Source organism: Kaistella montana, assembly GCF_024436175.1.
GTDB lineage: Bacteria > Bacteroidota > Bacteroidia > Flavobacteriales > Weeksellaceae > Kaistella > Kaistella montana.
In genome coordinates this window covers 419,954-445,791 of the sequence record NZ_JANFQP010000001.1, presented here as the reverse complement: position 1 = coordinate 445,791, position 25,838 = coordinate 419,954, and the positions used below count along the sequence as shown (strand labels likewise).

25 protein-coding genes are annotated in these 25,838 nt (G+C 36.1%); 13 read left to right on the top strand and 12 right to left on the bottom strand.

Features of this window, described 5'->3' with window-relative positions:
- Positions 1 to 94 precede the first annotated feature (94 nt).
- The 4 genes from NOV28_RS02145 to dnaJ all read left to right on the top strand — a co-directional run bounded on the left by NOV28_RS02145 (position 95) and on the right by dnaJ (position 4,744).
- Positions 95 to 1,369 (top strand): OmpA family protein, encoded by a 1,275-nt coding sequence (locus NOV28_RS02145; RefSeq protein ID WP_255927094.1) that lies wholly within the window; start codon positions 95 to 97, stop codon positions 1,367 to 1,369.
- A 180-nt stretch (positions 1,370 to 1,549) separates the two neighbouring features.
- Positions 1,550 to 2,881: an Nramp family divalent metal transporter gene (locus tag NOV28_RS02140; protein ID WP_255927092.1), complete on the top strand. Its 1,332-nt coding sequence runs from the start codon at positions 1,550 to 1,552 to the stop codon at positions 2,879 to 2,881.
- A 161-nt stretch (positions 2,882 to 3,042) separates the two neighbouring features.
- On the top strand, positions 3,043 to 3,582 hold the full coding sequence (locus NOV28_RS02135) for a nucleotide exchange factor GrpE (protein ID WP_255927090.1): 540 nt from the start codon (positions 3,043 to 3,045) through the stop codon (positions 3,580 to 3,582).
- 46 nt (positions 3,583 to 3,628) lie between these two features.
- Positions 3,629 to 4,744: a molecular chaperone DnaJ gene (gene dnaJ / locus NOV28_RS02130; RefSeq protein ID WP_255927088.1), complete on the top strand. Its 1,116-nt coding sequence runs from the start codon at positions 3,629 to 3,631 to the stop codon at positions 4,742 to 4,744.
- Between the two features lie 136 nt (positions 4,745 to 4,880).
- On the opposite strand, the gene NOV28_RS02125 is transcribed toward dnaJ, so the two are convergent.
- A complete protein-coding gene (locus NOV28_RS02125) occupies positions 4,881 to 5,567 on the bottom strand; it encodes a DedA family protein (protein WP_255927086.1) in 687 nt (228 codons plus the stop codon).
- 65 nt (positions 5,568 to 5,632) lie between these two features.
- Positions 5,633 to 6,745, bottom strand: a complete 1,113-nt coding sequence (gene prfB / locus NOV28_RS02120) for a peptide chain release factor 2 (protein WP_255927084.1) — start codon at positions 6,743 to 6,745, stop codon at positions 5,633 to 5,635.
- A gap of 137 nt (positions 6,746 to 6,882) precedes the next feature.
- On the opposite strand from prfB, the gene NOV28_RS02115 reads away from it, so the two are divergent.
- Positions 6,883 to 7,359: a thermonuclease family protein gene (locus tag NOV28_RS02115; RefSeq protein ID WP_255927083.1), complete on the top strand. Its 477-nt coding sequence runs from the start codon at positions 6,883 to 6,885 to the stop codon at positions 7,357 to 7,359.
- Here NOV28_RS02115 and NOV28_RS02110 read toward each other — a convergent pair.
- Positions 7,356 to 8,462: an NAD(P)/FAD-dependent oxidoreductase gene (locus NOV28_RS02110; RefSeq protein WP_255927081.1), complete on the bottom strand. Its 1,107-nt coding sequence runs from the start codon at positions 8,460 to 8,462 to the stop codon at positions 7,356 to 7,358. The two genes, NOV28_RS02115 and NOV28_RS02110, sit on opposite strands and share 4 nt — an antisense overlap.
- A gap of 87 nt (positions 8,463 to 8,549) precedes the next feature.
- Positions 8,550 to 10,205, bottom strand: a complete 1,656-nt coding sequence (gene glgP, locus NOV28_RS02105) for an alpha-glucan family phosphorylase (RefSeq protein WP_255927079.1) — start codon at positions 10,203 to 10,205, stop codon at positions 8,550 to 8,552.
- Between the two features lie 294 nt (positions 10,206 to 10,499).
- Between glgP and NOV28_RS02100 the strand changes: the two genes are divergently transcribed.
- Genes NOV28_RS02100 through mtaB form a run of 3 tightly spaced genes read left to right on the top strand, consistent with a single transcriptional unit; the run spans position 10,500 to position 13,350 of the window.
- Positions 10,500 to 11,297 carry a hypothetical protein gene (locus tag NOV28_RS02100; RefSeq protein WP_255927077.1) on the top strand — a complete coding sequence of 266 codons (798 nt, stop codon included), beginning with the start codon at positions 10,500 to 10,502 and terminating at the stop codon, positions 11,295 to 11,297.
- A 50-nt stretch (positions 11,298 to 11,347) separates the two neighbouring features.
- Positions 11,348 to 11,920: a DUF1572 family protein gene (locus tag NOV28_RS02095; RefSeq protein ID WP_255927075.1), complete on the top strand. Its 573-nt coding sequence runs from the start codon at positions 11,348 to 11,350 to the stop codon at positions 11,918 to 11,920.
- Between the two features lie 56 nt (positions 11,921 to 11,976).
- A complete protein-coding gene (gene mtaB / locus NOV28_RS02090) occupies positions 11,977 to 13,350 on the top strand; it encodes a tRNA (N(6)-L-threonylcarbamoyladenosine(37)-C(2))-methylthiotransferase MtaB (RefSeq protein ID WP_255927073.1) in 1,374 nt (457 codons plus the stop codon).
- A 188-nt stretch (positions 13,351 to 13,538) separates the two neighbouring features.
- On the opposite strand, the gene NOV28_RS02085 is transcribed toward mtaB, so the two are convergent.
- The 4 genes from NOV28_RS02085 to NOV28_RS02070 form a co-directional block, all read right to left on the bottom strand.
- Positions 13,539 to 14,153, bottom strand: coding sequence for a DUF1684 domain-containing protein (locus tag NOV28_RS02085; protein ID WP_255927071.1), 615 nt, complete (start codon positions 14,151 to 14,153; stop codon positions 13,539 to 13,541).
- A 78-nt stretch (positions 14,154 to 14,231) separates the two neighbouring features.
- Positions 14,232 to 14,621: a hypothetical protein gene (locus tag NOV28_RS02080; protein WP_255927069.1), complete on the bottom strand. Its 390-nt coding sequence runs from the start codon at positions 14,619 to 14,621 to the stop codon at positions 14,232 to 14,234.
- A 27-nt stretch (positions 14,622 to 14,648) separates the two neighbouring features.
- Positions 14,649 to 16,154, bottom strand: a complete 1,506-nt coding sequence (mqo, locus tag NOV28_RS02075; protein ID WP_255927067.1) for a malate dehydrogenase (quinone) — start codon at positions 16,152 to 16,154, stop codon at positions 14,649 to 14,651.
- Between the two features lie 44 nt (positions 16,155 to 16,198).
- A complete protein-coding gene (locus tag NOV28_RS02070) occupies positions 16,199 to 17,206 on the bottom strand; it encodes an NAD(P)H-dependent glycerol-3-phosphate dehydrogenase (protein WP_255927065.1) in 1,008 nt (335 codons plus the stop codon).
- 222 nt (positions 17,207 to 17,428) lie between these two features.
- On the opposite strand from NOV28_RS02070, the gene NOV28_RS02065 reads away from it, so the two are divergent.
- The 3 genes from NOV28_RS02065 to NOV28_RS02055 all read left to right on the top strand — a co-directional run bounded on the left by NOV28_RS02065 (position 17,429) and on the right by NOV28_RS02055 (position 20,899).
- Complete coding sequence (locus NOV28_RS02065; protein ID WP_255927063.1) at positions 17,429 to 18,337, top strand: M23 family metallopeptidase; 909 nt, start codon at positions 17,429 to 17,431, stop codon at positions 18,335 to 18,337.
- A 599-nt stretch (positions 18,338 to 18,936) separates the two neighbouring features.
- Positions 18,937 to 20,073 carry a hypothetical protein gene (locus NOV28_RS02060; RefSeq protein WP_255927061.1) on the top strand — a complete coding sequence of 379 codons (1,137 nt, stop codon included), beginning with the start codon at positions 18,937 to 18,939 and terminating at the stop codon, positions 20,071 to 20,073.
- Positions 20,063 to 20,899 carry a GLPGLI family protein gene (locus NOV28_RS02055; RefSeq protein ID WP_255927059.1) on the top strand — a complete coding sequence of 279 codons (837 nt, stop codon included), beginning with the start codon at positions 20,063 to 20,065 and terminating at the stop codon, positions 20,897 to 20,899. Before NOV28_RS02060 ends, NOV28_RS02055 begins: the two co-directional genes overlap by 11 nt.
- A 143-nt stretch (positions 20,900 to 21,042) precedes the next feature.
- On the opposite strand, the gene NOV28_RS02050 is transcribed toward NOV28_RS02055, so the two are convergent.
- From NOV28_RS02050 to NOV28_RS02040, 3 genes are all read right to left on the bottom strand, one after another.
- Entirely contained in the window at positions 21,043 to 22,080 is a 1,038-nt protein-coding gene (locus tag NOV28_RS02050; RefSeq protein WP_255927057.1) for a peptidylprolyl isomerase, read from the bottom strand.
- An 83-nt stretch (positions 22,081 to 22,163) separates the two neighbouring features.
- Entirely contained in the window at positions 22,164 to 22,673 is a 510-nt protein-coding gene (locus tag NOV28_RS02045; protein ID WP_255927055.1) for an FKBP-type peptidyl-prolyl cis-trans isomerase, read from the bottom strand.
- A 98-nt stretch (positions 22,674 to 22,771) separates the two neighbouring features.
- Positions 22,772 to 23,845: a branched-chain amino acid aminotransferase gene (locus NOV28_RS02040; RefSeq protein WP_255927053.1), complete on the bottom strand. Its 1,074-nt coding sequence runs from the start codon at positions 23,843 to 23,845 to the stop codon at positions 22,772 to 22,774.
- A gap of 85 nt (positions 23,846 to 23,930) precedes the next feature.
- On the opposite strand from NOV28_RS02040, the gene mnmC2 reads away from it, so the two are divergent.
- On the top strand, positions 23,931 to 24,617 hold the full coding sequence (mnmC2, locus tag NOV28_RS02035; protein WP_255927051.1) for a tRNA (5-methylaminomethyl-2-thiouridine)(34)-methyltransferase MnmC2: 687 nt from the start codon (positions 23,931 to 23,933) through the stop codon (positions 24,615 to 24,617).
- 32 nt (positions 24,618 to 24,649) lie between these two features.
- The gene (locus tag NOV28_RS02030; protein ID WP_255927049.1) at positions 24,650 to 25,066 is read left to right on the top strand and encodes an NUDIX domain-containing protein; all 417 of its coding nucleotides are present in this window, start codon (positions 24,650 to 24,652) and stop codon (positions 25,064 to 25,066) included.
- Here the strand turns inward: NOV28_RS02030 and NOV28_RS02025 are convergent.
- Positions 25,061 to 25,837 (bottom strand): S1/P1 nuclease, encoded by a 777-nt coding sequence (locus tag NOV28_RS02025; RefSeq protein WP_380265228.1) that lies wholly within the window; start codon positions 25,835 to 25,837, stop codon positions 25,061 to 25,063. The two genes, NOV28_RS02030 and NOV28_RS02025, sit on opposite strands and share 6 nt — an antisense overlap.
- Between the last annotated feature and the right edge of the window lies 1 nt (position 25,838).

The following is a 25,838-nucleotide window of genomic DNA, read 5'->3' as shown; positions in this document are numbered from 1 at the left end:
AAACGTTAATTTTTTTATAAATTACACCTTTCATAGTAGACTTGGATTAAAATTTGTATAACTTTAGTAAGTTAAATTTTAAAAATAAACTATTATGTCATTAAATGTTATCGATCTTATCAAAGGACAGCTAGGTCCTGCGTTGGTTTCACAAGCTGCTTCTCAATTAGGAGAAAGCGAATCAGGAATTTCTAAAGCAATCAGCGGACTTTTACCTGCTGTTGTAGGTGGTTTAGCAGAAAATGCGGACAAACCTGGTGTTTTAGATGCCATTACCGGAGCTGCGAGTAGCGGTTTACTAGGAAATTTATTGGGTGGTTCATCCAATAATTCTTTAGTTAGTACCGTTCTTTCTGCTATTTTTGGAGACAAAATTGGCGGTTTAGTAAATGCTGTTGCTGGGTACGCTGGAATTAGCAACTCTTCATCAAACTCTTTATTGAATATGGTGACAGGTGCTTCATTGGGCTCGTTAGGAAAGTATGCAGCTGATAATAACTTGGGTGCTTCAGGATTATCTGGGCTTTTAAATGATCAAAAAGGAATCGTTTCATCGTTACTTCCTGCTGGTCTTTCTTTAGCTTCATTAGGTTTTGGAAATTGGTCAGGTTCAGATGCTTCTCTTGAAACTGAAAAAGTAAAAGTTACCTCTTACGACCAACCAAAAGTGGAAGTAAACAGAGGTGGAAATACCCATGTTAACGTTGATAGAAACGACGATAACGGAGGTGGATCTATCTGGAAATGGTTATTGCCTTTATTGCTTCTTGCTCTTGCAGCATGGTTCCTTTGGAAACAATGCAACAAACCAGCTGAAACAACTACAGCAGTAACAGATTCTACGGCAGTAGTAACAGATTCTTCTGCAGTAGTTGCTGTTGATTCTACTGCTACAACAACAGCAACCAAAGAATCTACAACAGTTACATTACCTGATGGAAAAACTTTGAACGCTTACAAAGGCGGTATCGAAGATCAAGTTGTAGCTTACCTTAATTCTGATGAGTACAAAAATGCTAACGAAGATGCGCTTAAAAACAAATGGTTCAACTTTGATAACTTGAACTTCGAATTCGGAACTACTAAATTAACTGCTGAATCTCAAGTTCAATTGGATAACTTGAAAGAAATTCTCGCAGCTTATCCGGATGCTAAAGTGAAAATTGGTGCTTATACCGATAAAAAAGGTGATGATGCTGGTAACAAAGCATTATCTCAAAAAAGAGCTGATGCTGTGAAAGCTGCTCTTGGTTCTGCACAAGTAACAGGTGCTGAAGGTTACGGAGAAGAATTTGCTACTGTTGCTGAAACAGCTTCTGATAAAGAAAGAGAAGCAGATAGAAAAACTGCTATCAGATTTACTAAATAATATTTAGATTAAAACATAAGAATCCCGGCAATGGTCGGGATTTTTTTTGTGTTAACTTTAAACAATCAACTAATTTAACAGCTCTAAAACAAGCAGTTCTTTTAGAAATAAGATTATTTTTCATTAAATATTTGCATACTATATTTATTTAACTAAATTTGTTAGATTAATCTAACATTTGTGAATAAAATCAATACAGGATGGCGTCGGGCTAAACATTCCAACTCGTTGCCAGAAGTCTTTTCAAGCATCAACATTCCTAAAGATGCAGGATTTTGGCGAAAACTCTTTGCCTTCGCCGGTCCAGGTTTAATGGTCGCTGTAGGTTACATGGATCCTGGAAATTGGGCTACAGATATCGCAGGAGGGGCACAATTTGGCTATACGTTACTTTCTGTAATCTTAATTTCAAACCTATTTGCAATTATTCTACAACACCTATCTTTGAAATTAGGAATCGTTGCGGAAAGAGATCTTGCACAAGCTTGCCGGGATCATTTCAGCCCTACAACTAATTTTATTTTATGGATTTTTTGTGAAATCGCAATTGCAGCTTGCGATTTGGCAGAAGTTATCGGTTCTGCAATTGCTTTAAATTTATTGTTCGGAATTCCTTTAACCTGGGGAGTGGTCATTACGGTCATCGATGTATTTCTTATTTTATTCCTTCAAGCAAAGGGTTTTAGACTAATTGAAAGTATTGTTGGTGGCTTGATTTTTATTATTTTGGGATGCTTCGCTTATGAAATTATCTTGAGTAAACCCGACATCTTCCCAATTCTAAGCGGTTTGGTTCCTCAAAAAGAAGTAGTTACCAATCCTTCAATGCTTTATATTGCTATAGGAATTTTGGGAGCAACGGTAATGCCACATAATCTCTATTTGCACAGCAGCATTGTGCAAACCAGGAATTACGACCGTACCACCGAAGGGAAAAAAGAAGCGATAAAATTTGCTACCATTGACAGCTCTCTATCCCTATTTCTTGCGTTTTTCATTAATGCAGCGATTCTGATTGTTGCAGCAGCTACATTCCACACTTCCGGAAACAAAGATGTTGCAGATATTCATGATGCTTATAAAATGCTTACTCCACTTTTAGGAACCACTTTCGCAAGTATTTTCTTCGCCATCGCACTCCTTGCTTCCGGACAAAATTCTACGCTTACAGGTACTTTAGCAGGACAAATCGTAATGGAAGGCTTCCTAAACATCCGCCTAAAACCATGGTTACGCCGATTGATTACCCGCCTTATTGCTGTAATTCCCGCACTCATCGTCACCATACTTTATGGGGAAAAAGGAACTACTGATTTATTGGTTCTCAGTCAAGTTATTCTTTCTATGCAGCTTAGTTTTGCTGTGGTTCCGCTCGTTATGTTTACCGGATCTAAATTGAAAATGGGAGAATTTGTCAATAAACCATGGCTAAAGATTTTGGTATGGATTATTGCGATCATAATCATTGTTCTCAATTTATATCTTTTAATTGAAACTTTTTTTCCATCGTAATACAACTCTGTTCACCTTTTTTGTAATTAAGAAATAAGAATTATTCATTTTTTGAATATTTATCAACAAAAAATAGAAACTCCATCAATAATCTGCCGAATTGTCCTAAAACTTTATTTGGCAAAATTGTTGCGAACTGATGCTTATAAAAATGTAATATTATGTCAGAAAACCAAGATATACACGAAGAAAACGTAAATACACCTGAGGAAAATACTCAAAATCCCGAAACAGAAACTACCGAAAATGTGACAGCTGCTCCGACTCCGGAAGAACTTTTGGCAGAAGAAAAAGACCGTTACGTAAGACTTTTTGCTGAGTTTGAAAATTACAAAAAAAGAACCGCAAAAGAAAAAATGGATTTCTTCCAGTATGCCAATCAGGATATGATGATTTCAATGTTGGGCGTTTTGGATGACTTTGAAAGAGCTTTAAAAGAAATGGCTAAAAATGGTAATGAAGCCGACCTACAGGGCGTGGAACTCATCTATCAAAAATTCAAAAACAAACTTTCAGAAAAAGGTTTAAAACCAATGGAAGTAAACTCCGGCGATTCTTTTAATGTTGATTTTCACGAAGCAATTACCCAAATCCCGGCTCCTTCGGAAGATTTGAAAGGCAAAATCGTAGATGTCATCGAAACTGGTTATACTTTAAATGAAAAGGTAATTCGTTTCGCTAAAGTGGTTACAGGAAACTAATTTTAAATTCTAATTCCTTAGATTTTAAATTATTCAAAATTTTATTATGTCAAAAAAAGATTATTACGAAGTGCTTGGAGTGAGCAAATCTGCAAGCGCCGATGAAATAAAGAAAGCTTACCGAAAAATGGCTTTGAAATATCACCCAGATAAAAACCCGGGTGATAAAGCTGCTGAAGAAAGTTTCAAGGAAGCAGCAGAAGCTTATGAAGTTTTGAGCGATGCCAACAAAAAAGCACGTTATGACCAATATGGTCACGCCGGAATGAGTGGCGGTGGTGGCTTTGGCGGTGGCGGTGGTTTCGGTGGTGGAATGAATATGGAAGATATTTTCAGCCAGTTTGGAGATATTTTCGGCGGTCATTTCGGCGGCGGCGGTGGCGCTCAAAGACAACAATTACGAGGAACGAATCTTCGAGTAAGAATTAAACTCAACCTTGAAGAAATGGTGAACGGCACCCAAAAAACCATTAAAGTTAAAAAACTGAAAATGGCACCGGGAGCAACCTCTAAAACCTGCCCGACTTGTAACGGAAGTGGTGTACAAGTGAAAGTGATGAACACCATGTTCGGACAAATGCAAACTCAAACTCATTGCGGAACTTGTCAGGGAATCGGAAAAGTTGCCGATAAAATTCCTGCAGGAGCGAATGCGCAAGGTTTAATAAAAGAAGACGAGGAAGTAACCATCAACATTCCTGCGGGAGCAAGAGAAGGCATCCAACTCAATGTACGCGGCAAAGGAAATGATGCACCATTTGGTGGAAATCCGGGTGATTTATTGGTTGTAGTAGAGGAAGAAACCGATTCTAAAATCAAGCGTGAAGGTGATAATCTTCATCAAGAATTATATATTTCATTTGCTGAAGCGGCTTTGGGAACTCAAAAAGAAATCCCTACAGTTGGCGGAAAAGTAAAAATAAAAATCGATGCGGGTACACAGTCCGGTAAAATCCTCAGATTGTCCGGCAAAGGCTTACCAAGCATCGACAGCTACGGAAAAGGTGATATGTTTGTTCATGTAAACGTTTGGACTCCACAACATCTTTCGCCGGAACAAAAAGAATTCTTCGAAAATCAAATCAAAAACGGAGAAATGATGGCTGAACCGTCCGGAAAAGAAAAAACGTTCTTCGATAAAGTACGCGACCTCTTTAATTGAACCTCAATAAAAAAGATTTTTTCAAGACTATTTGATTTTAAATAATCTGTTTTAGCATTAGGAAAATTCAATATACTACAAAAAAAGCAACCCGAATTGATCAGGTTGCTTTTTTTATGCTTTATGGTTCTCTTAATTATTCTTGAGTTGTTGTTTCCTCTTCCTTCTTTTTACCAAAGAAAAACTTAACAATAATAGGAACTGTGGTAATAAGGACAATGATAATAATGATCATCTCCAAGTGAGATTTCAAATCGATTCCAAACTGATCTTGGAAAAGTTTATCCAGATAATGGCCTGCAAAAATGAGGGAAAAAGACCAAAGAAATGCTCCGATAATATTATCTATTAAAAACCGAGTTTTATCCATTTTTACAATTCCTGCAACAATTGGCGTAAAAGTTCTCACAACCGGTAAAAATCTCGCCATAATTACCGCAAGAGCACCGTGTTGTTCAAAGAAATCATGTGCCTGAAAAAGATATTTTTTCTTGAAAAGGAATGAATCTTCTCTTTTGTAAAGCGCCGGACCTGCTTTTCGGCCGAACCAGTAACCAACTTCATTTCCCAAAACCGCAGCAATTGCTACAGCTGTGGCTAAAATCGTGGTATCTAAGAAATCATTTCCTGTGGACCCGAAGGTTTCAGTAATGATAGTAACCGCATAAATCCCGGATACAAACAACAAACTGTCGCCTGGTAAGAAAAACCCTACAAACAAACCGGTTTCAGCAAAAATGATAAATAATATGAGCCAAAAACCTCCATTATTTATATAAAATTCAGGATTTAAAAGATCCTTCCAACTTTCAAAATGTTCCATATTCGCAAAGATAATAAAACAAGGTGTTTTATGTGGATTAATAAATTGTTAAAGTTTGCCAAATCTTAAAGATTAAAATCATCTTCTGTTGCAGCAGTTCCATCAGCCATCAAGAAGGCTTTTAGAAAAGGAGTTAAATCACCATTCATCACGCCGTCCACATCCGAAGTTTCGTAGCCGGAACGCACATCTTTCACCAGTTTATAAGGGTGCATCACGTAATTCCGAATCTGGCTTCCCCACTCTATTTTCATTTTCCCGGCTTCAATTTCATTTCGGGCTTTCATTCGTTCCTCCAATTCCATTTCATACAATCGGGAACGCAATAATTGCATCGCTTTTTCTTTATTCTGAAGTTGAGAACGACTTTCGGAGTTTTCAATAATGATTCCCGTAGGTGCGTGACGAAGACGAACTGCCGTTTCTACTTTGTTTACGTTTTGTCCACCTGCTCCACTCGAACGCATGGTTTCAAAGGAAATATCAGCCGGATTGATATTAATTTCAATCGTATCATCCACCAACGGATATACATACACCGAAACAAAACTCGTATGGCGCTTCGCGTTGGAATCAAACGGTGAAATTCTCACCAAACGATGAACTCCATTTTCTCCACGCAAATATCCGAAAGCAAATTCCCCGTCAATTTCCAAAGTTACAGTCTTCACACCAGCTACATCGCCTTCCTGATAATTCAATTCGCGAATTTTGTATCCTTGTTTTTCAGCCCACATCGTGTACATTCTCATGAGCATTGAAGCCCAGTCGCAAGATTCGGTTCCACCCGCTCCTGCTGTAATTTGCAACACCGCAGAAAGTTCGTCGCCTTCATTCGACAACATATTTTTGAACTCTAAATCTTCAATTTTTTCCAGCAATAAAGGGAAAGATTCATCGAGTTCTTTCTCGGAATCCGGATCTTCTTTAGCAAAATCGATTAAAACCTGAATATCTTCAAATCTCGAGAAAATTTCTTCATAATCACTCACCCATTTTTTCTTTGAACGAAGCTGCTTCATGAAAATTTCTGCCTCTTTCGGGTTGTCCCAAAACTCTGGCGAAACGGTTTTTTCCTCATCATTAGAAATTTCGATTTTCTTTTTTTCAATCTGCAAAAATTTATATAAATCCTCAATTCGGGATTGGGCATCTTTTATCTGGTCGCTATTAATCATATTGCAAAAATACGGATTTGAAATTTTGGAATCGCAACAAATTTACAAATTCAAACATTAAAAAAGATTTAGAAAATACAGCAAGTTAATGATAATTTCCGTGGAGTTTTCAGATGAATTTATACTACTTTTGCCGAATGCGACATTATTTTCATTTCCTTCTCATCTTCTTATTTTCTTTAAACATTAATGCTCAGATTTCTGGGAAATATTACAGCATAAAACGAGTTTCAGATGGCGATACCGTGGTCATTCAGGATGAATCTCAAAATGAATATAAAATTCGATTCATAGGAATAGATGCTCCCGAAAGCAGAAATGTGGGCAAAAGAAAACAAGTTCAGGTTTTTGGCTTTGAAGCAAAAAGTCATTTAAAAAAAATGCTTGCCGATAAAAAAGTGCGATTAGAATTCGATGTGCAAAAAATCGATCGATACGGAAGAACTTTGGCGTATGTTTACCTTGAAAATGGCATATTTCTCAACCAATATTTGGTACAAAAAGGGTATGCAAGAATGGCGACTTTTCCGCCAAACATCAAATACGTCGATGTTTTCAGGAAGTCTGAGGAAAAAGCCCGAAAAAACGCACTCGGATTGTGGAAATATTATTAAAGCATTTCCGCCACCATTTCTCCAATTTTCGGAGCCAACGCAACGCCCATTCCGGAAAGCCGAACCGCCGCAACTTGTCGCGATGATACTTTTTCGACAATCGGTGATTTTTCAGTTCCCATCGCCATAATTCCACTCCAGCGTTTTTCTATTTTGAAGTTTTGATGAGGAAGAATCACGGTTTTCAGAAAGTTCTCTAAATGGTTTTGGAGTAATTCGGTGATTTTCAGTTCCGTAGTTTCTTCGTTTTTAAAATCCAGATTTCTTGCGCCACCCAACACAATTCGATTTCCTAAATTCCGGAAATAATAAAAACCTTCGTCATAATGAAAAGTTCCTTTAATTTTCAGATTTTCGATAGGTTCGGTGAGTAAAATTTGTCCGCGTGCAGGGAACAAATCGATTTTAGGTAAAAGATTTTGAGTAAAAGCATTCGTAGCAATCACCAGTTTTTCAGATTGAATTTCAAAATTTCCAGCAATGATTTTTACTGAACCTTCTGTTTCCGAAATTTCGAGAACTTCAGTTCCAAAGAGAAATTCCACCCCTAAATCCTGACATTTTTTCAATAATTTCTGCAACAATTTCCCGGAATGTAAACTTCCTTCACAAAGATTTTCAACCAAATATTCAGCATTTCCTAAACCAAATTCTTCAATTTTATTCTGGTTTAAATTAAATGTTTTTTCAAAATTGGTAATACTTTTCAATCGTTCATTCACTTCATCAATCCGTTGCAAAGGGCTATCATCATTCAGAATTTCGTAACCACCACATAATTTAAAATCGATTTCTTCAGGTTCAAAATAATTCTGAATTTTCTGCAAACCTTCGAAGCGCATTTTCACCAAACCAAAGGTTTTTTCCCATCCCATTTTTTCCGAATCAGCAATAATTTCAGTTAAACTCCCGAAACAGGCAAAACCAGCATTTCGTGTGGAAGCTCCCATCGGAACCGGACTTCTCTCTATAACCAAAACCGATTTCTCTGGAAACTTTTCTTTCACGGAAATAGCAGTCCATAAACCTGTAAAACCCGCACCAATAATGATGATATTACGGTTTCGATAAAAAGTTTCAGCTTCCCAAATACTTGGCTCCATAAATTCCTGAATTTTGATTTCTAAGATAAAAATAAAATCCGGGAAACCAATGCTTCCCGGATTTTGTATTTTAAAAAGTCGATGAAATTAAGCGTAAATCTGCTTATAATATTCGTCCGCCATTCTATCAGAATTGAAATTGTTTTTCACATCATCCATTGCGGTTTGTTGAATTTTTCTCCATTCGTCCGGACGATCATAATATGTTGGAAGAATTTCGTTTTCCAAAGCTGCATAGAGGTTTTCAAGATCGAAATTATCCTGATCGTAAACACTGGTGTTGTCGTAATCCGCTTGTGGAACCACAAAACCGTTCACTCCGTTTTTGGTAAATTCCGGAATCCAACCATCATCGGTTGAAAGATTCACAGATCCGTTCATTGCAGCAGTCATTCCGGAAGTTCCAGACGCTTCTCTTGGAACTCTTGGGTTGTTCAACCAAAGATCTGATCCTTGTTTCATCAATTTACTTAAAGCCAATTCGTAACCGGTAAGTACAGCCATATTTTTGTGGAATTTGCTTTCTTCTACCAAAGAATTGAAGGTTGAAATCGCCGAATAATCCATCGGATAAGGTTTTCCCGCCCAAATAATTTGCACAGGATATTTCGGATTGTTCAATAATCTCGCAAATCTTTCTTTGTCTTGCAACAATAAATCTGCTCTTTTGTAACCTGCAAATCTACGTGCCCAAACAATGGTGAAGACATTCGGATCGAATAAATTTCCGGTTTGGTCGGCTACTGTTTTGAAAAATCTTTTCTTTAAATGTTTTTTTCTGAAATCAAAAAGCACAGCATCGTTTTCATCTTTTGCGTCGTAAAGCGGTTTATCTGCCCAATATTTAAATTCCTGAGCGTTGGTAATGGCTTTAATTTCACAAATTTTAGAATATTTGCTCCACATTTTTCGGGAAACTTCACCGTGAAGTTGCGAAACACCATTCGCTACTCTCGCCATTCTCAGCGCACAAAGCGAGTGATTGAAACGATCGTCTTCCACGCCTTCAATGGTTTTTACTTCATCAATGCTGAGTCCGGAAAAATAGGACATATCATGGCAAAGGTAGATATTGTGTTTCTCGTTTCCGGCTTCTTCCGGCGTATGCGTGGTGAAAACTAATTTTTCTTTTACTTTTTCTAAATCACCGCCAAATTTTTTCAACAAATAGAATGCTGCAGGCAAACCGTGCGCTTCATTCAAATGATAAACATCACGCTCAAAGTTCATCAAATCCAGCAATTTAGCTCCACCTTTTCCGAGCAAAATGTACTGTGCAAGTTTGGTGGATTCATTAGCATCGTACAAACGGTGACAAATTGTTTTGGAAACATGATCGTTTTCCGGAACGTCGGTTGATAGGAAAAACATCGGCGCAGATTGGAAAATCTCAGGATCTAAATACCAAACTTTCACCCAAACCGGTGCAGAATGAATCTCAATTTGAAATTTAATTCCGGTATCTTGCAAGAAAGAATACATTTTTTTCGTCCAAGTTGGTTGCAAAGTTTGATCGTGATTTCTGGCTTGGTCATAGTAACCAAATTTCCATAAAATACCGATTCCTATTAAATCTTGCTTAAGGTTATAAGCACTTTTCATGTGTGAACCAGCCAAAAATCCGAGGCCGCCGGAATATATTTTTAATGCTTGATCGATGGCAAATTCCATCGAAAAATAGGCAACTTTTTTTGAATATTCAGGGTTGATACTGAAAGGCATCGTAAAGTTTTTAAAATCCATAATCGTGAATAAATTTAAGTTGCAAAGGTAAAAATTTTAATTACTGCCCGAAAATATTACGTTTATTTTTTGTTAAATATGATATAATCGATATTTTTTAATAATTTTATGAGAAAAACCTACTGTTTCAGCGTCTTTTTTTTCCCAAAAACATAAGGAAAAAACCATTTTCGATAAAATTGAATATTAATTATAGTTTAAATTTAAACTAAACGGTTGATTATCTAAATTTTTTATATAACTTTAAATCGTAAAATATTGGTATTCAATTTTTTGATTATAAAAAATAAGGTTATGAAGAAAGTATTTTCCGACGAAGATTTGGTGAAAAACCTCTCGCTTTACTACCTGAACCGCCACTTGAAAAAAAAGCCGATCGAGCGCTACCATCGGCAAATCGACAACTCCGAACTTCACGATAGAGAAAAGTACAAAAAAAAGGCAGAAATCCTTTTGCTGAACTCGTTTCTCCATCATTTTCCCGATGTACAATTTGAAAATCTCACCTGCGAAAGTCCCGATTTTATTGCCAGTTTCAACAATAAAAAAATCGGAATCGAACTGACCGAAGTGATCAACCACCTCGAAATAAAAAAGATCGAAAGCCAATTAAATAAAATTTTCCGCCAAGCTGAAATACTTTTGGAACAAGAAGACACCGCGAAATTTCGTGGTGTTTATTTTTTAGAATTCCACCATATTTCGAAGATTGATTTGCTCGAAAAACAGAACGAAATGGTCATCAACATCGTGAAATCCATTCGCCAAAATAAAAGTTATGGCTATGTGAAAAAAATCCGAAAATCGCCTCACCGCCGAAATGTTTTCATCACGCCGGATTTTACGATGGGACTTTTTGATGAACTATCTTCCGAAAAAATTATTGATTTAATCGAAAAGAAAAACGAGAAATTTCCTTATTACGATCGCAGCGTTGATGAATGTTGGCTCGTGATCGTTTCGGATATGAATTCGCTTGCGTCACGCTATACTTTTATTCAAAACAAAGAAAATCTACACCAAATACAATCGCCGTTTCACAAGATTTTTCATCTCGAAAACCTCTGCGGAAATTTAACAATGATTAAATAAAAAACACCCAACGTTTTTTGTAAATTTGATGAGTCAAAAGGATAAAAATCATGAAAGATCTTTTCATCAAACGGTTTCAGTATTACAAAGATTTGGGCGACAAAACCTTCACGCAGCTCAATGAACAAGAGATTTTGTGGCAATACAATGCAGAAAGTAATTCAATCGCAACGATTGTAAAACACCTTTCCGGAAACATGATTTCTCGCTGGACCAACTTCCTCACTGAAGATGGTGAAAAAGACTGGCGAAACCGCGATTCTGAATTTGAAAACAGTATAAATACCAAAACCGAAATGCAGGAATTATGGGAAAAAGGCTGGAAAATTCTGTTCAATGCTTTAGACCAAATCAACGAAGAAAACCTTCATCAAACCATTTTTATTCGTGGCGAAAAACATTCGGTGATTGATGCGGTTTTACGACAATTAGCGCATTATCCTTATCATATCGGGCAAATCGTGTACATCGCAAAAATGTTGAAAAATGAGGATTGGAAAACCCTTTCTATCGCCAGAAATCAATCCAAAGATTTCAATGATCAAATGTTTCTACAACAGAATTCATCTCCAGTTTGTTATGCAAAAAGCAATGAAGTTCGTGATGATTATAAAACGGAATAACCTCATCAATAAAGGCCAGATTCCTTTTTAGTTTAAAAATTCTAAAATCACTATCTTTGCAGCCTGAATTTTATACTGAATTGAACTCAAATCAACCCAAAACCGCCGCTTTCCACACATTGGGCTGCAAACTCAACTTTGCGGAAACCTCGACTATTGCGAGACAATTGACCGATGCTGGTTACGAGAAAGTAACTTTCGAAGACAAAGCCAACGTATATGTCATCAACACTTGTTCGGTGACCGAAAATGCCGACCGCGAATGTAAACTTCACGTGAAACGTGCCATGAAAGCCAATCCCGAAGGTTTGGTAGTTATTGTCGGTTGCTATGCTCAGCTAAAACCGGAAGAAATTTCGGCAATTGAAGGTGTAGATTTGGTTTTGGGCGCAAAAGAAAAATTCAACATCTTGAGTTATTTGGATGATTTGCACAAATCTGAAAATCAAGGAACGATCCATTCTTGTGAAATTGAAGAAACCGATTTTTTCATCGGAAGCTATTCAATTGGTGATCGAACACGCGCTTTTTTGAAAGTTCAAGATGGTTGCGATTACAAATGTACTTATTGCACAATTCCTTTGGCTAGAGGAATCTCCCGAAGTGATACCATAGAAAATGTGGTAAACAACGCGAAGGAAATTGCCGGAAAAGGAATCAGAGAAATTGTTTTAACCGGCGTCAACATCGGCGATTACGGAAAAGGTGAATTTGGAAATAAAAAACACGAACATACTTTTCTTGATTTGATTTCGGAACTCGACAAAGTGGAAGGCATCGAGAGAATCCGCATTTCTTCGATTGAACCAAATCTTTTGAAAGACGAAAGCATCGAATTGGTTTCTAAAAGCAGAAGTTTTGTTCCGCATTTTCACATTCCGTTGCAAAGCGGAAGCGATGATTTATTGAAAAAAATGAAACGTCGCTACTTAACAAATTTATACCAAAACAGAGTTGCAAAAATCCGTGAAGTAATGCCGGATGCAGCAATTGGCGTAGATGTAATTGTTGGATTTCCGGGCGAAACCGAAGAAAAATTCTTGGAAACTTATAACTTCCTGAATGAACTTCCGATCAGCTATTTGCATGTTTTCACTTATTCTGAAAGAGAAAATACGGAAGCTGCTGAAATGGAAGGTATTGTACCTATTCCTGAAAGAAAAAAACGCAATAAAATGCTTAGAATTCTTTCCGAGAAAAAGAAAATGGCGTTCTACCAAACTCAGTTGGGGAAAACATTGCCGATACTTTGGGAACACGAAAATAAAAACGGTTTAATGTTCGGTTTTACTGAAAATTATGTCCGTGTACAAAAACCTTTCGACGAAAATTCCATCAATCAAATTGAAGTCTTAAAACTCAACCAAATTGAAAACGACGGAACAGTTTCTGTAATTCCTGCTTTTGAAGAGTTTCTGGCGAAAATTTAATTCGCAGTTAGCTTCTTAACGTTACTCGTACCCATGATGTTCAACAAATCCGGAAAAAAAGGTAATGATAAAAAACAATCAATAAAACGGTAATTGTAACAGACGCAATTACGAGTGGTTCCTATATGTTTTTTTTGAATTTTCTGTGGCTTAATTTTTAATACAATTTAAGATGCAGAAATATTTTTTCACTTATGATAAACGTCCTCATACATCACTCCCGCCTCTATTCTAACAGGTAGAAAATTCCCTTCCGGAACCGTCGGGCAGTTGTAATCATAGGCATTGTAAGCACAGTAGGGTTGATAAGATTGATTGAAATCGAGAATGATCGTATTGCTTTTCGGGATTCTTAAATCCATATATTTTCCTCCACCATAAGTTTCTTTTCCATTGGTTCCGTCTCTGAAAGGTAAAAAAAGATAATCTTCAAACCCTTTTTTCTTTCTTAAATCTAAACTTTGATAAACGGTCAATACATAGGTTTGAGCATCCAAATCAAAACTCACTTTACCGAATTCTACATAAGGCTTCGTTTTGCCTAAGGAAGTGGGAATTTCAAAAGGAACTGCATTTTCTGTTTTTGTAAATTTGGCAGTAACACGGTATTTTAAATTGATTGGAAAGAACGGATGCTGTCTGAAATTGGTGTAATTATCGCCTCGCAAAGGAGTTTCCTTTGGGTTTTTATATTCTTGGTTCAGCGCCGACTGAAATTTTTTAATCTCCAGAACCTGTTTTTTAAGAGTTTGTGCAATTCCTAATGTAGAAATCAGGATGAACAGAAAAGTGAGTTTTTTCATGGTCTAACTTTTTTCCTAATCGGAATTTCCTTTCCAGTTTAATATAAAATAATCAAAGAATACCGATTTCCTTCTTTACTATACGATTTTCACACGATAAACATCAGTACCATTTCTTTTGATATTCTGAACAAAAAAGCCACCTTCTTCGGGAATTTCTTCTTTCAGGTTAAATGATTTACATTCTTTAGGCAAGCCTGAAAAAACTAAGGTAAACCAGAAATCCTTCATCGGCGGAACCTCGGTCCAATAAGGAAACAGAGAGATATTCTCGTGATGAATAAGGTGGCTTTTGTGGTGGGTATTTTCATCAATTAAAAAGGTAGATTGCCAAATTCTAATCAGATCTCCGGGAAAAAAAGTAGCGGGATAACAGCAATGTACAATCACTTGTTTCTCCTCCTCTACTTTGGTTTGCAGAGCTTCCAGTATTTCGGGCGATATGATGGGTTTGGTAATGGTACTCACTTTTTTTAATGAAAATGATACTGAATATTAATATTCAAGTTCTAATTTTTCTTTGGTATAATTTCTAATTTCTTCGGCAAGTTCAGGATTTTCAGCAAGCTTTTTCCCGTAAGACGGAACAATCTCTAGGATTTTGTCTTTCCACTCATTTTTCATTTTCTCACCGAAACATTTTTCCAGTACTTGAATCATTGCATAAACCGCAGTGGAAGCGCCCGGAGAAGCACCAAGAAGCGAAGCGATTGTTCCGTTTTTATTCACCACTACTTCAGTACCGAATTCCAGCTTCCCGCCGAGTTTTTCATCTTTTTTAATGATTTGTACTCTTTGTCCTGCCACTTTTATTTCCCAATCCTCTTCTTTTGCATCTTTCACAAACTCTCTCAAATGCTGCATTCTTTGAGATTTAGTCATTGCGACCTGCTGAACGAGATATTTGGTGAGTGGAATATTATGCCACCAAGCTCCAAAAAGAGATCTGATATTTTTAAAGTTCACACTTTCTGGTAAATCGAGATAGCTTCCTTCTTTTAGAAATTTGGTAGAGAAACCTGCGAACGGTCCAAAAAGTAAGGCTTTTTTGCCATCAATAATTCTGAGATCCAAATGTGGAACGCTCATTGGTGGTGCATCTACCGTAGCCTGAGTGTACACTTTGGCGTGATGCTTTTCTACCAACTCTTGGTTATGAGAAACCAGCCATTCCCCAGAAACAGGGAAACCTCCGTAGCCTTCGCTTTCCGGAATATCCGAACTGTCGAGAAGCGGCAACGCATAACCTCCTGCACCAATAAAAACAAAATCCGCAACCACTTCTTGTTTATGCTGGTTCAAACGGTCTTTCACTTGTATACTCCATTTGCTGTCTTTTTGCAGATCCAAATCTTTGGCTTCATGATAAAGGAAAACTTCAACATTGGAATGATCTACCAGATACCGTCCCATTTTTCTGGTAAGAATACCAAAATTCACATCGGTACCCAAATCCATTTTTGTTGCTGCGAGAACTTCATTATCTTTTCTTTTGCTCATTACCAGCGGAATCCATTCTTGAAGTTTTTGATGATCGGTGGTATATTCCATTCCTTTGAAAAGGATGGATTGAGTCAATTTCTCATGTCTTTTTCTAAGGTATTCGGCATCATTTACACCAAAAACCAAACTCATGTGAGGACAAGAGCTGATGAATTCTTTGGGGTTCCGAATGAAATTTTTATTCACCAAATAAGCCCAGAACTGTTTGGAAATTTCAAATTGCTCAGCAATATTTTCTGCTTTCGAAATATCAATACTTCCATCCTCTTTTTCCGGAGTATAATTGAGTTCACAAAAAGCAGAATGTCCTGTTCCTGCATTGTTCCATGCAGCAGAACTTTCCCGGGCAAATCTTCCGAGTCTTTCGAATATCGCAATTTCGAGATGAGGATCCAACTCACTAAGCAAAGTAGCGAGCGTGGTGCTCATAATTCCTCCACCGATTAAAACGACATCGTAGTGAGGTTTTGGAGTTCTTTTATTTAAAGATTTAGGCATGTTTGTTTAAAAATAGAAATTAATAGATTGTTGTATTTCTAATATCAATTCAATTTCGCAGTAAGTTTTTTAAATTCTTTTTCTGCATTTTTATCTTCGTAAAGAATTCTGTAAACCGCATCGATAATTGGGGTTTTCATTTTCTTTTCTTTTGCGGTTTTGTAGATAGAATCTGCAGCGTAGTAACCTTCGGCAATCATGTTCATCGATTGTATGGCCGATTTCACGGTATATCCTTTTCCGATAAGATTTCCTAAGTTTCGGTTTCTGGAAAAAAGAGAATACGCCGTTACGAGCAAATCTCCCAAATAGGCACTTTCGTTCACATCGCGTGGCATTTCGTGGATTCCTTCAAGGAAAAGTTCCATTTCGCGGATCGCATTCGATACGAAAACGGCCGTAAAGTTATCTCCATAACCTAAACCACTTGCAATACCGGCTCCTACTGCATAAATATTTTTCAAAATTGCGCTGTACTCATTTCCGAGAATATCGCAACTGCTGTTTACTTTAATAAACCTTGAAGCGAATTTATTGCAAAGCACCTCTCTGTTTTCCTCTACGGTAGCAATGGTCAGGTAAGAAAGTCTTTCCATCGCGACTTCTTCGGCGTGGCAAGGCCCGGCGATTACAGCTTGGCTTCGGAAACCGATTTTAAACTCATCACGGAGATAATGTGCTACCACATCATTGACTTTCGGTACAATTCCTTTGATGGCGGAAACAAATATTTTATTGCTATAATCGCAGGTCATCTTGTCTAAAGTATCTGAAAGATAGATGGATGGAGTTGCTAATACGACGATATCACACGCCGAAACCAACTCGTTGATATCAGTGGTTAGCCGGAGCGTTTTCACATTGAAATTAACCGCAGTAAGATAAGTAGGGTTATGATGCCGAAGTTCGATTGCTCCTTTTACGAACTCGTTGCGCACACACCAGTGAATCACTTTGCTGTTTTCGGTAAGCATCTTCACGATGGCGGTAGCAAAACTTCCGCTACCTACTACCCCGATAATCGGTTCTTTTTTCTGATCTTTCTTAGCCATAATCTTCACTTATGTTGCAAAGATACAAAAGTGCACAAGTAAAAAAAACCAATTTGGACATTAAGATTTTTCTATTTTTTTGGATTAAAAATTAACCATCACTGTAATTTCTAAAGACAACAACCGTTAAAAAACTGATAAAATAATCGCACAAAATCCACTTTAAAAAATTAATATTATTTTTGCAACCCGAAAATATAAACAACTGTTACAAAATAGTATATGAAGAATTTTCTAAGCAACAAGAAAAAAGTAAATATCTTACTTGGCGCTTTTTTACTGGTAATCTTTGCGCAAGCATTGATAATTACTAAACTTTATACCGGAAAAACCGACAAGACTTATGAGGTAAATCTGGTAAAAATAAACACCCAAAAAGACAGCATCGATTATCTTGAAATGAAAAATAATCTTGCTTTAGTAGATCAAACGGTTCGAGAGTTGAATTCTTTTCTGGCAGAAAAAAACATAACCGATGGAAAAATCGCAACTCTTGCGCAAGACAGCATTTCCAACGCAGTATATTTGGCAAAACAAACCAATCGCTACAGCCAATATTTGATGGATTTGCAGAATAAGCTGCAACAAGTTCCGCTGGGAATTCCTACTGAAGGTTACATTTCTTCTAATTTCGGAAAGAGAAAAAACCCGATTCCATTTAGAAACATCCTTTTAGCGTCTGCAAAACCGATGAAAATTGAAACTAAAACTGCGCCGGAAGTAATCGTAGAAAGAGACAGCGCCGGAAATATCATCAAAACTACTCCTGCGCCAAAAGCGGTAGTGGAAAAGAACAATCCACCAGCTGAAGCGGATCAAATCCAATTCCACAAAGGTCTTGATATCGCGGTAGCTTACGGAACCGATGTGCGCGCTGCGGCAAAAGGAACCGTGATTTTCGCGGGTAAAAAAGGAGGTTACGGCAATTGCGTGATTGTTTCCCACGGAAATGGTTTGGCGACACTTTATGGCCATCTTTCGGAGATTTTGGTGGAAACGAATGACAATATCAATGTCAACCAAGTTATCGCAAGATCCGGAAATTCTGGGCGTTCGACCGGTCCGCATCTGCATTATGAAGTTCATAAAAACAATACTCCGGTAAATCCGAAATTGTTTATGAGCCTTTAAAATTAATTGATTGAAATAAAAAAACACTCCAAAATCGGAGTGTTTTTTTGAACTTAAGTTTCTGTACAAGAAAAAAGACGGTTTTTACTGCATTAAACAAATCATGAAAAAGTCAATATTAAGGAATCAGTTCTGAATTCGGACAAACATTTTTTGACGAGATGAATGACATTTAAGAGTTGGGTTTAGCGTAAAATACTCATGAAATAATATTTGTTTTAACGCAAGGGACGCCAAGATTATTGACGAGTATTGATTTTAATAGGGTACAAAGGCATTTCGCTTAGTAATGAGAAATCTGCACCTCTACTCATTCCTACGGAATGAGTAGAGTTTAGAAATCTTGAAACAGGCACCCCACAGCGTTCCGTAGGAACGCTATCTTTAGTTTATATGACGCTCTGTTCGCAAAATATTCACACCAGTAATTGAGCATTATTAAAAATTCGCAATATTTAACATTTTTACATCAAAGTTTATAAAAAAATTAGCAATTACAATTAATCATGATACACGAAAATAACATTATTTTGTGAAATAAATAATTCATCATTATGGTTAAAAAATTTATTTTTATTCTAATTTTATGCAATTCACTTTTGTTTTCTCAAAAAATCAAAATCATCGATGCGGAAACTTTGAATGCAATTTCCAATGCAAGAATAATTTCTACAAACAATGTGTATTATAGTAATGACGACGGCTTTGTTTTGTTACCAGAAACATCTAAGAATCTTGAAATTTCTGCTTATGGGTATGAAACATTAAAAAATCAAGATTATAATACAATTTTAAAGCTGAAACCGCTTTATAATCAAATTGATGAAGTAAAAATAGTAAGCATTGATTTTCAGAAAATATTAAAAGAGGTTTCGGATAATTATACTGATATATATTATAACAAACCTATAATTTACGATGTTGAAATAAAGCAAAAAGCCTTTGAAAACCAAGAATTAAAAGTACTGATGATAGCGGATGGGAAATTCTGGAGCAAAAACGGAATGTATAATTCAAAAGATGCCTTTAATGATAACTTCGATAATTTTGTACAACTTCAAATTGATAATTTACGTTATCTAAAAACCGAACCTTATCAAAACTTTGTTCGTGAAAAAAAACCAAAAATTTCACACGATAACATTGGTGATTTATTTTTGCATTATGAATTATGGAGAACACACCGACTTTCTAAAAACAAAGGCGCGAAAATAAGTGGCAAATTAATCAATGAAGATGAAGAAGATCAGGAGATTTCTTACTCTATAAAAACTGATTCTTCTTATGTCTACAGTGGAAAATTCATTTACAATAAAAAAGACAAAGCAATTACCCATTTAGAGTTGGATTTTACACAAAATAAATCTGAGCCAAGGATCTACAAAGACGAAAACGGAAAAGAATTTAAAAGACAACTCGGCAATGGCATCATTATTTTCGACTATTATAAAAGAGACGATAAATATTTTCCTTCTAAAATTTCTTTTAAAACCAAAGGATTTAAGACTATTACAGAAAGTCAAACATTTGAATACAGCTCTTCCAGAGATGTGATTTTTAAAAGCTTCGAAACAACTGATAAAAAAGGTTTAGAAAACCCTGTGAAAATAAATCAAGCATATTGGACTAAATTGAAAATAAGCGATGACAAAGGCGATGTTCTTTTAACAAATGAAGAACAAAAATTTATTACTGATAAGAATATCAACATTAACAAAAACGACGATGAAAATTAAGCTTTTTATTTTGATTTTAACTCTAAGTGTCTTTGTCTTTCCAAAAGCGCAAACACATCGATTCATTTATGATGTTCCATATAAAAAGGATTCTACATCAACAATTTTAACCAAAGAAAATTATATCCTTGACATAGGACCTACTGAAACGAAGTACTATACCTATGATTTTTTCATTGCGGATTCTTTGATTAGTAATAACATTCCGTTTCCAAAAGAAATGAAATTAAACACTTCCGATATAATTGTCCATAAAAATAACAGCAACGCTTTCAGCCAATATGATTTATTGGAAAATACCGTCTTAAACCTACAGACTACAGATATTCAAAATTGGAAGTTGAGCAACGAAAACAAACGAGTCAAGGAACTAAACCTACAAAAAGCAACCACAACTTGGGGCGGAAGAAATTGGACAGCATGGTTTACAATGGACATTCCTTTTCAAGAGGGACCTTATAAATTTCATGGTTTACCCGGATTAATTGTTGAAATTTTTGATGACAAAAACAATTATCATTTTCAACTTGCTAAATCAGAAAATAAAAAAGCTTTGGTAGAAAATCAATTTATTGAAATGGCAATAGAAATGAGTGTTCCAATAACACTAGAAAAATACAAAACCACAAAATTGAAATATTATGAATCACCAATTAATTTCATTAAAAACGGAATTGGAGAAACAAATAGCGATCAATTTTTTCTAAATGATGGAACCTTCGTTAATTGTAAAAATAGCAGAGAAATTAATGAACAATTAAAAAACATAATCAAAAAATATAATAACCCTATTGAATTAGATAAAGCTATTGTTTATCCAAAATAGTTCCGTTGTCGCACGATTGTATCATGTATCCAATATATTGGTATAGTTATTTTAGGATCAGACAAAATCATACTCAAAAAAAATACTCCAAAATCGGAGTGTTTTTTCAATGTTATCTCTTTAACGATTACCACCTCACAGCATTAATTTACTTTTACCAATTCTACATCGAAGATGAGCCAAGCGTTTGGTGGAATTACGCCTCCTGCCCCTCTTGCTCCGTAACCTAATTCAGATGGAATTAAAAGTGTTGCTGCTTCTCCTTCTTTTAAAAGCAAGATTCCTTCGTCCCAACCTTTGATTACTTGTCCAACTCCGATAGGAATTTCGATCGGCTGATTTCTTTTGAAAGAGGAATCGAATTCGCTGCCATCAACCAATTTTCCAGCATAATGCACAGAAACTTCATCTCCAGCTTTTGGAGCTACACCGTGGGTAGTTTTGGTAATTTTGTAGTACAAACCAGATGGAGTTACTTGCATTCCTGCTTTCAAATCATCAACTAATTTTTGTTGGTTTGCGGCAAATTCTTCTTCTTTTTTCTTCTTTTCAGCTTCTATTTTAGCGAGAATTGCCTTGTTATTTTCCTGAATTTTTCCTTTTCCTTCGTTGAAAAGTTTGGCTGCATCGTAATCTTTGTATTCATCACCTTTTGAAAAAACAGAAACTTTCTCTAAAACCACATCGGTTTTTGGTTTGTCCTGCGCTCCTTTTTCTACATTCGCGATGGCATCAATTACCTCTTCACCTTTCACTACTTCACCGAAAATAGTATGTCTTCCGTCCAACCAAGGCGTTGCAACTTCGGTAATGAAAAACTGGGAACCATTGGTGTTTGGACCAGAATTCGCCATGGAAAGAATTCCTTTGCCTTTGTGTTGCAAATCGTTCTTTTCATCATCAAATTTATAACCAGGATCGCCCATTCCGGTTCCTTTTGGATCACCACCTTGAATCATGAAATCCTTAATCACACGGTGAAAAATGGTTCCATCATAGAAAGGAACTCCTTTCGCTTTGGATTTGTTTTCTATTTTTCCTTCTGCTAATCCGACGAAATTGGCAACGGTAACCGGCGCTTTTTTATCTTCGAATTTAACAATCATATTTCCTTTTGATGTTTGGAAATTTGCATAAAGACCATCTTTTAGGCCTTCGTAAGTTTCTTTGTCTACGTTCATTTTTTTATAAATTGGGGTACAACTTGTTAGCAATATTGCTGCTAATGCGATTAAAAAATTCTTCTTTATCATTAATTTTTATTTTACAATACTTTTATTTTGATGATCAGAGGCATATCATTCGGAATTTTGTCATTATCACCATAAGTTCCGAAAGCCAATACTGATGGGACTAAAAGCGTTGCTTCCTGGCCTTTTTTCAAATATCTTAAGGCATCTTCCACGGCTTTCAATTCTTCGAAACGACCAAACTGAACATTGCTATTTTTCTTGGGAGCATTATAAAGTTTGACAAGGTCGAAATCATACAAATCATATTGATAAGAAACAGTTTCGCCATCGTTCCTTTTCGGATTTTGTTGCAAATTTTCAATGTTTACCCAATAATTCATGCTCATTGGATAAAATTTCTCTTGCTGATTGGCAATCCAATCCTGAATTTGTTTCCTTTCGGTTTCGTTGAGATTTTTCGCCCTGTTTTTGGAAGTATTCAAATCTTTTTCACTCAGAAAACCGCCTACAGGAGGATGCGTCTGCGTATTTTGAGCACAAGAAATCAAAAACAAAAACGATATTAAAATACTTTTTTTCATATAAAACTTTTGCGAAAATAAGCATTTCGAACAACATAGTAAAACGAAAAAACCGAGGATTAAAATTTCCCCGGTTTCAGATTGTATTTTGTAAAAACTTATGCAGTTTCCATAATTTTCTTTTCTACCAAAACTCTCCATCCGAAAGGATCTTCAGATTTATTGGTTTGGATATCGACCAAATCTTTTTGAAGGGTTAATGCATAACTTTCTTCAGCAGGAAGGGTTGGCAACATTAGTTTTTCACCTTTATATCCTAATGCCTGGAAAACACTGGTTACAACAGCAGTTCCAACTCCCCAAACTTCTTTTAAAGTACCATTTTTCTGAGCTTCAATAACGGTTTTTACAGCTACTGGTTCTATTTTTACTTCAATTCCGCGCTTCTTCGCTAAATTAATAAAACTGTCTCTAGTAACACCATCCAAGATTTTCTCAGAAGTTGGTGGCGTATAAATAGTATCATTAATTCTTACAAAAACGTTCATAGTTCCACTTTCTTCGAAATATTCGTGGGTAGAATCATCAGTCCAGATAATTTGCTCGTAACCTTGTTCAATCGCAAGTTGAGTTGGATAAAACGACGCAGCATAGTTTCCTGCCGCTTTCGCTGATCCTACTCCTCCGTTTGCTGATCTCGAATAGAAGTCAGAAATTAAAACAGAAACCGGTTCTGTGTAATAACTTTTTGCAGGAGTTGCTACAATTGCAAACATATATTTGTCGGAAATTCTAGCCTTCAAAGCTTCTTCAGTAGCGAAAATAAGTGGTCGGATATACAACGACATTCCTTCTCCTTGTGGAATCCAAGCTCTGTCGATATCTACCAAAGCTTTCAGTCCTCCTATGAACATTTCTTCAGTAACTTCCGGCATTGCAAGTCGTTTCGCCGATTTATTGATTCTTTCAAAATTCTTCTCCGGCCTGAAAAGGAAAACGTCTCCATTTGGATCTTTGTACGCCTTCATTCCTTCGAAACACGCCTGACCATAATTTACTCCCATCATTGCTGGTGAAAAAGGCAATCCTCCATAAGGCATTACCTTCACATCACCCCATTTACCGTTTTCATATTCGCAAATAACCATGTGATCGATAAAGGTATTTCCAAAGGAAAAATTATCAGGGTCGAATGTCGAAATTCGCGGATTTGTAGATTTTTGAATTATCATTTTAAAAATTTTAGTTGATGTTCTACAAATTTAATATAATTTTTTAAATATCAAAATTTTGATTTAATTTTGAAAAAAAATTAAGATGAATCGGGAAATTAAAACCACTTCAGACGGAAGTAAAACATTATATATCAATGAATTAAATGAAAATTACCATTCACATTACGGAGCCCTCCAAGAGGCGATACACGTGTTTATTAAAAATGGATTAAATCTGGTTTATTTTTGCGATATTAATATTTTAGAACTCGGTTTTGGAACAGGACTTAACGTTTTGGTAACAATTGATGAATTTTTGAAAACTGACAAAAATCATATAATCAAATTCTTTACAATTGAAAAATATCCTGTAAACAATTCAGAAATCGAGGAGCTAGCCTATGATTCTTTCTTTCAAAACCCAAAAATGAAAGAATATTACCATCAAATTCACTCTTGCGAATGGAATGAAACCATAGAAATTCTCTCGAATTTTTTCTTCACCAAATACAAAGCTGATTTTTTTGAACTGAAAAACATTGATTTACCGAAAATTAACCTTGTTTATTATGATTGTTTCGGCGCGAGAGTTCAACCGGATTTATGGGAAAAACCTTTATTTGAAATGGTTTCCGACAAAATGGCAATCGGCGGTTTGCTCACCACCTATTCTTCTAAAGGAAGCGTAAGAAGAATCCTACAAGAACTTAATTTTAAAATAGAGAAAAAAGCAGGTCCTCCCGGAAAACGAGAAATGATTAACGCAGTGAAATTAAATGAGGGTTTTTAGTAACTTTGTGAAAACAATTAAGCCAGTCTATTATGATCGACAAGTTCAATATTCGTGTTTATGCCGCTGCAGTGAAAGATAAAAAAGTGCTGGTTTTACACGAAGAATATGCAGGTGAACAATTGATGAAACTTCCTGGTGGTGGCCTGGAATTCGGAGAAGGATTACAAGATTGCTTGCATCGGGAATTTGAGGAAGAACTGAATGTGAAAATAAATATTCTCGGTCATCTTTATACCCAAGAAGATTTCCTAGTATCGCGCTTCCGAAACAATGAACAGCTTTTGACGGTGTATTATTTGGTGGAAATCATCGATGAAAATGAATTCCTCATCATGGATCCTTGCATTGAAAAAACAGAATGGATTCCCATCGATATTGATGAAAATCCATTTCCGTTACCTATTGATAAAATTGTTTTCGAAAAACTGAAAGAAAAGTTCTTATAAAATTTCGTTCAATATTTTTGCTAATCTCAAACCTCCATAGAGCAACTGACGCTCCATTAAATCTGTAAATTTATAGTTGTAATCGTAAGAATAAGAACCATCCATTAAAGTGTTGGCATAAATTCTATTAGCACTTAGGTGACTCTCGTACAACCAATCTTCTAAAGTTCCTGATTGTATTTGCTTCACTTCTTCTTTTGATTTTACATCCAATAAAGCAGCATATTCAGTGTAGCTGTATTTCTGAAAATCGATCAATTTAGTATCCCAAAGCGTATGCAAATTGGTATTTTCACCAAAAAATTTAATTTTCACTTTGTTTCCTCCTAAATCTTCCGCTCTCCCTACATGCAATGGTTGCGATGAGTCTCCAACCAAATGAATCAGAAAACGCAGTGCAATCTCGCGATCTTTGGCGGATGTTTTTTTATCTTTAATTTGCTCTGAAAGCGTTTTGATTTGGGTATATAAATTCGGACCGGTTTGTGCCTTCAAACTATCAGAAAACATCTTAAAATTCGGTTGTGGATTGATGTTTACATAATGCCAACGATCAGTCTGTTTCCAAACTCCGGTAGTATCAGATTTGATGAAATCCGGCCAATTTGCCCAATAAGCAAGTTTTTCCTGCCCGATGATTTTCTTCAGGTTTCTTTTCGCTTTTCCGGAAAGATGGTTTTCGGCAATTTCCGCCACCACTCTGTGACCGGTTACACCATAAGAATACACAAAACTGAAACTCAATACCGAAATGATCAGCACTAAGTTCATT

Excerpts from the sequence above, each read along its gene's own strand:
- NOV28_RS02135 (WP_255927090.1), top strand. The coding sequence starts at position 3,043 with ATGTCAGAAAACCAAGATATACACGAAGAAAACGTAAATACACCTGAG.
- prfB (WP_255927084.1), bottom strand. The coding sequence starts at position 6,745 with ATGATTAATAGCGACCAGATAAAAGATGCCCAATCCCGAATTGAGGAT.
- NOV28_RS02025 (WP_380265228.1), bottom strand. The coding sequence starts at position 25,837 with ATGAACTTAGTGCTGATCATTTCGGTATTGAGTTTCAGTTTTGTGTAT.
- NOV28_RS02110 (WP_255927081.1), bottom strand. The coding sequence starts at position 8,462 with ATGGAGCCAAGTATTTGGGAAGCTGAAACTTTTTATCGAAACCGTAAT.
- NOV28_RS02055 (WP_255927059.1), top strand. The coding sequence starts at position 20,063 with ATGAAAATTAAGCTTTTTATTTTGATTTTAACTCTAAGTGTCTTTGTC.
- NOV28_RS02095 (WP_255927075.1), top strand. The coding sequence starts at position 11,348 with ATGAAAGATCTTTTCATCAAACGGTTTCAGTATTACAAAGATTTGGGC.
- NOV28_RS02040 (WP_255927053.1), bottom strand. The coding sequence starts at position 23,845 with ATGATAATTCAAAAATCTACAAATCCGCGAATTTCGACATTCGACCCT.
- NOV28_RS02145 (WP_255927094.1), top strand. The coding sequence starts at position 95 with ATGTCATTAAATGTTATCGATCTTATCAAAGGACAGCTAGGTCCTGCG.
- NOV28_RS02125 (WP_255927086.1), bottom strand. The coding sequence starts at position 5,567 with ATGGAACATTTTGAAAGTTGGAAGGATCTTTTAAATCCTGAATTTTAT.
- NOV28_RS02070 (WP_255927065.1), bottom strand. The coding sequence starts at position 17,206 with ATGGCTAAGAAAGATCAGAAAAAAGAACCGATTATCGGGGTAGTAGGT.
- NOV28_RS02030 (WP_255927049.1), top strand. The coding sequence starts at position 24,650 with ATGATCGACAAGTTCAATATTCGTGTTTATGCCGCTGCAGTGAAAGAT.
- NOV28_RS02050 (WP_255927057.1), bottom strand. The coding sequence starts at position 22,080 with ATGAACGTAGACAAAGAAACTTACGAAGGCCTAAAAGATGGTCTTTAT.
- glgP (WP_255927079.1), bottom strand. The coding sequence starts at position 10,205 with ATGGATTTTAAAAACTTTACGATGCCTTTCAGTATCAACCCTGAATAT.
- NOV28_RS02085 (WP_255927071.1), bottom strand. The coding sequence starts at position 14,153 with ATGAAAAAACTCACTTTTCTGTTCATCCTGATTTCTACATTAGGAATT.
- dnaJ (WP_255927088.1), top strand. The coding sequence starts at position 3,629 with ATGTCAAAAAAAGATTATTACGAAGTGCTTGGAGTGAGCAAATCTGCA.
- mqo (WP_255927067.1), bottom strand. The coding sequence starts at position 16,154 with ATGCCTAAATCTTTAAATAAAAGAACTCCAAAACCTCACTACGATGTC.
- NOV28_RS02065 (WP_255927063.1), top strand. The coding sequence starts at position 17,429 with ATGAAGAATTTTCTAAGCAACAAGAAAAAAGTAAATATCTTACTTGGC.
- NOV28_RS02100 (WP_255927077.1), top strand. The coding sequence starts at position 10,500 with ATGAAGAAAGTATTTTCCGACGAAGATTTGGTGAAAAACCTCTCGCTT.
- mnmC2 (WP_255927051.1), top strand. The coding sequence starts at position 23,931 with ATGAATCGGGAAATTAAAACCACTTCAGACGGAAGTAAAACATTATAT.
- NOV28_RS02045 (WP_255927055.1), bottom strand. The coding sequence starts at position 22,673 with ATGAAAAAAAGTATTTTAATATCGTTTTTGTTTTTGATTTCTTGTGCT.
- NOV28_RS02115 (WP_255927083.1), top strand. The coding sequence starts at position 6,883 with ATGCGACATTATTTTCATTTCCTTCTCATCTTCTTATTTTCTTTAAAC.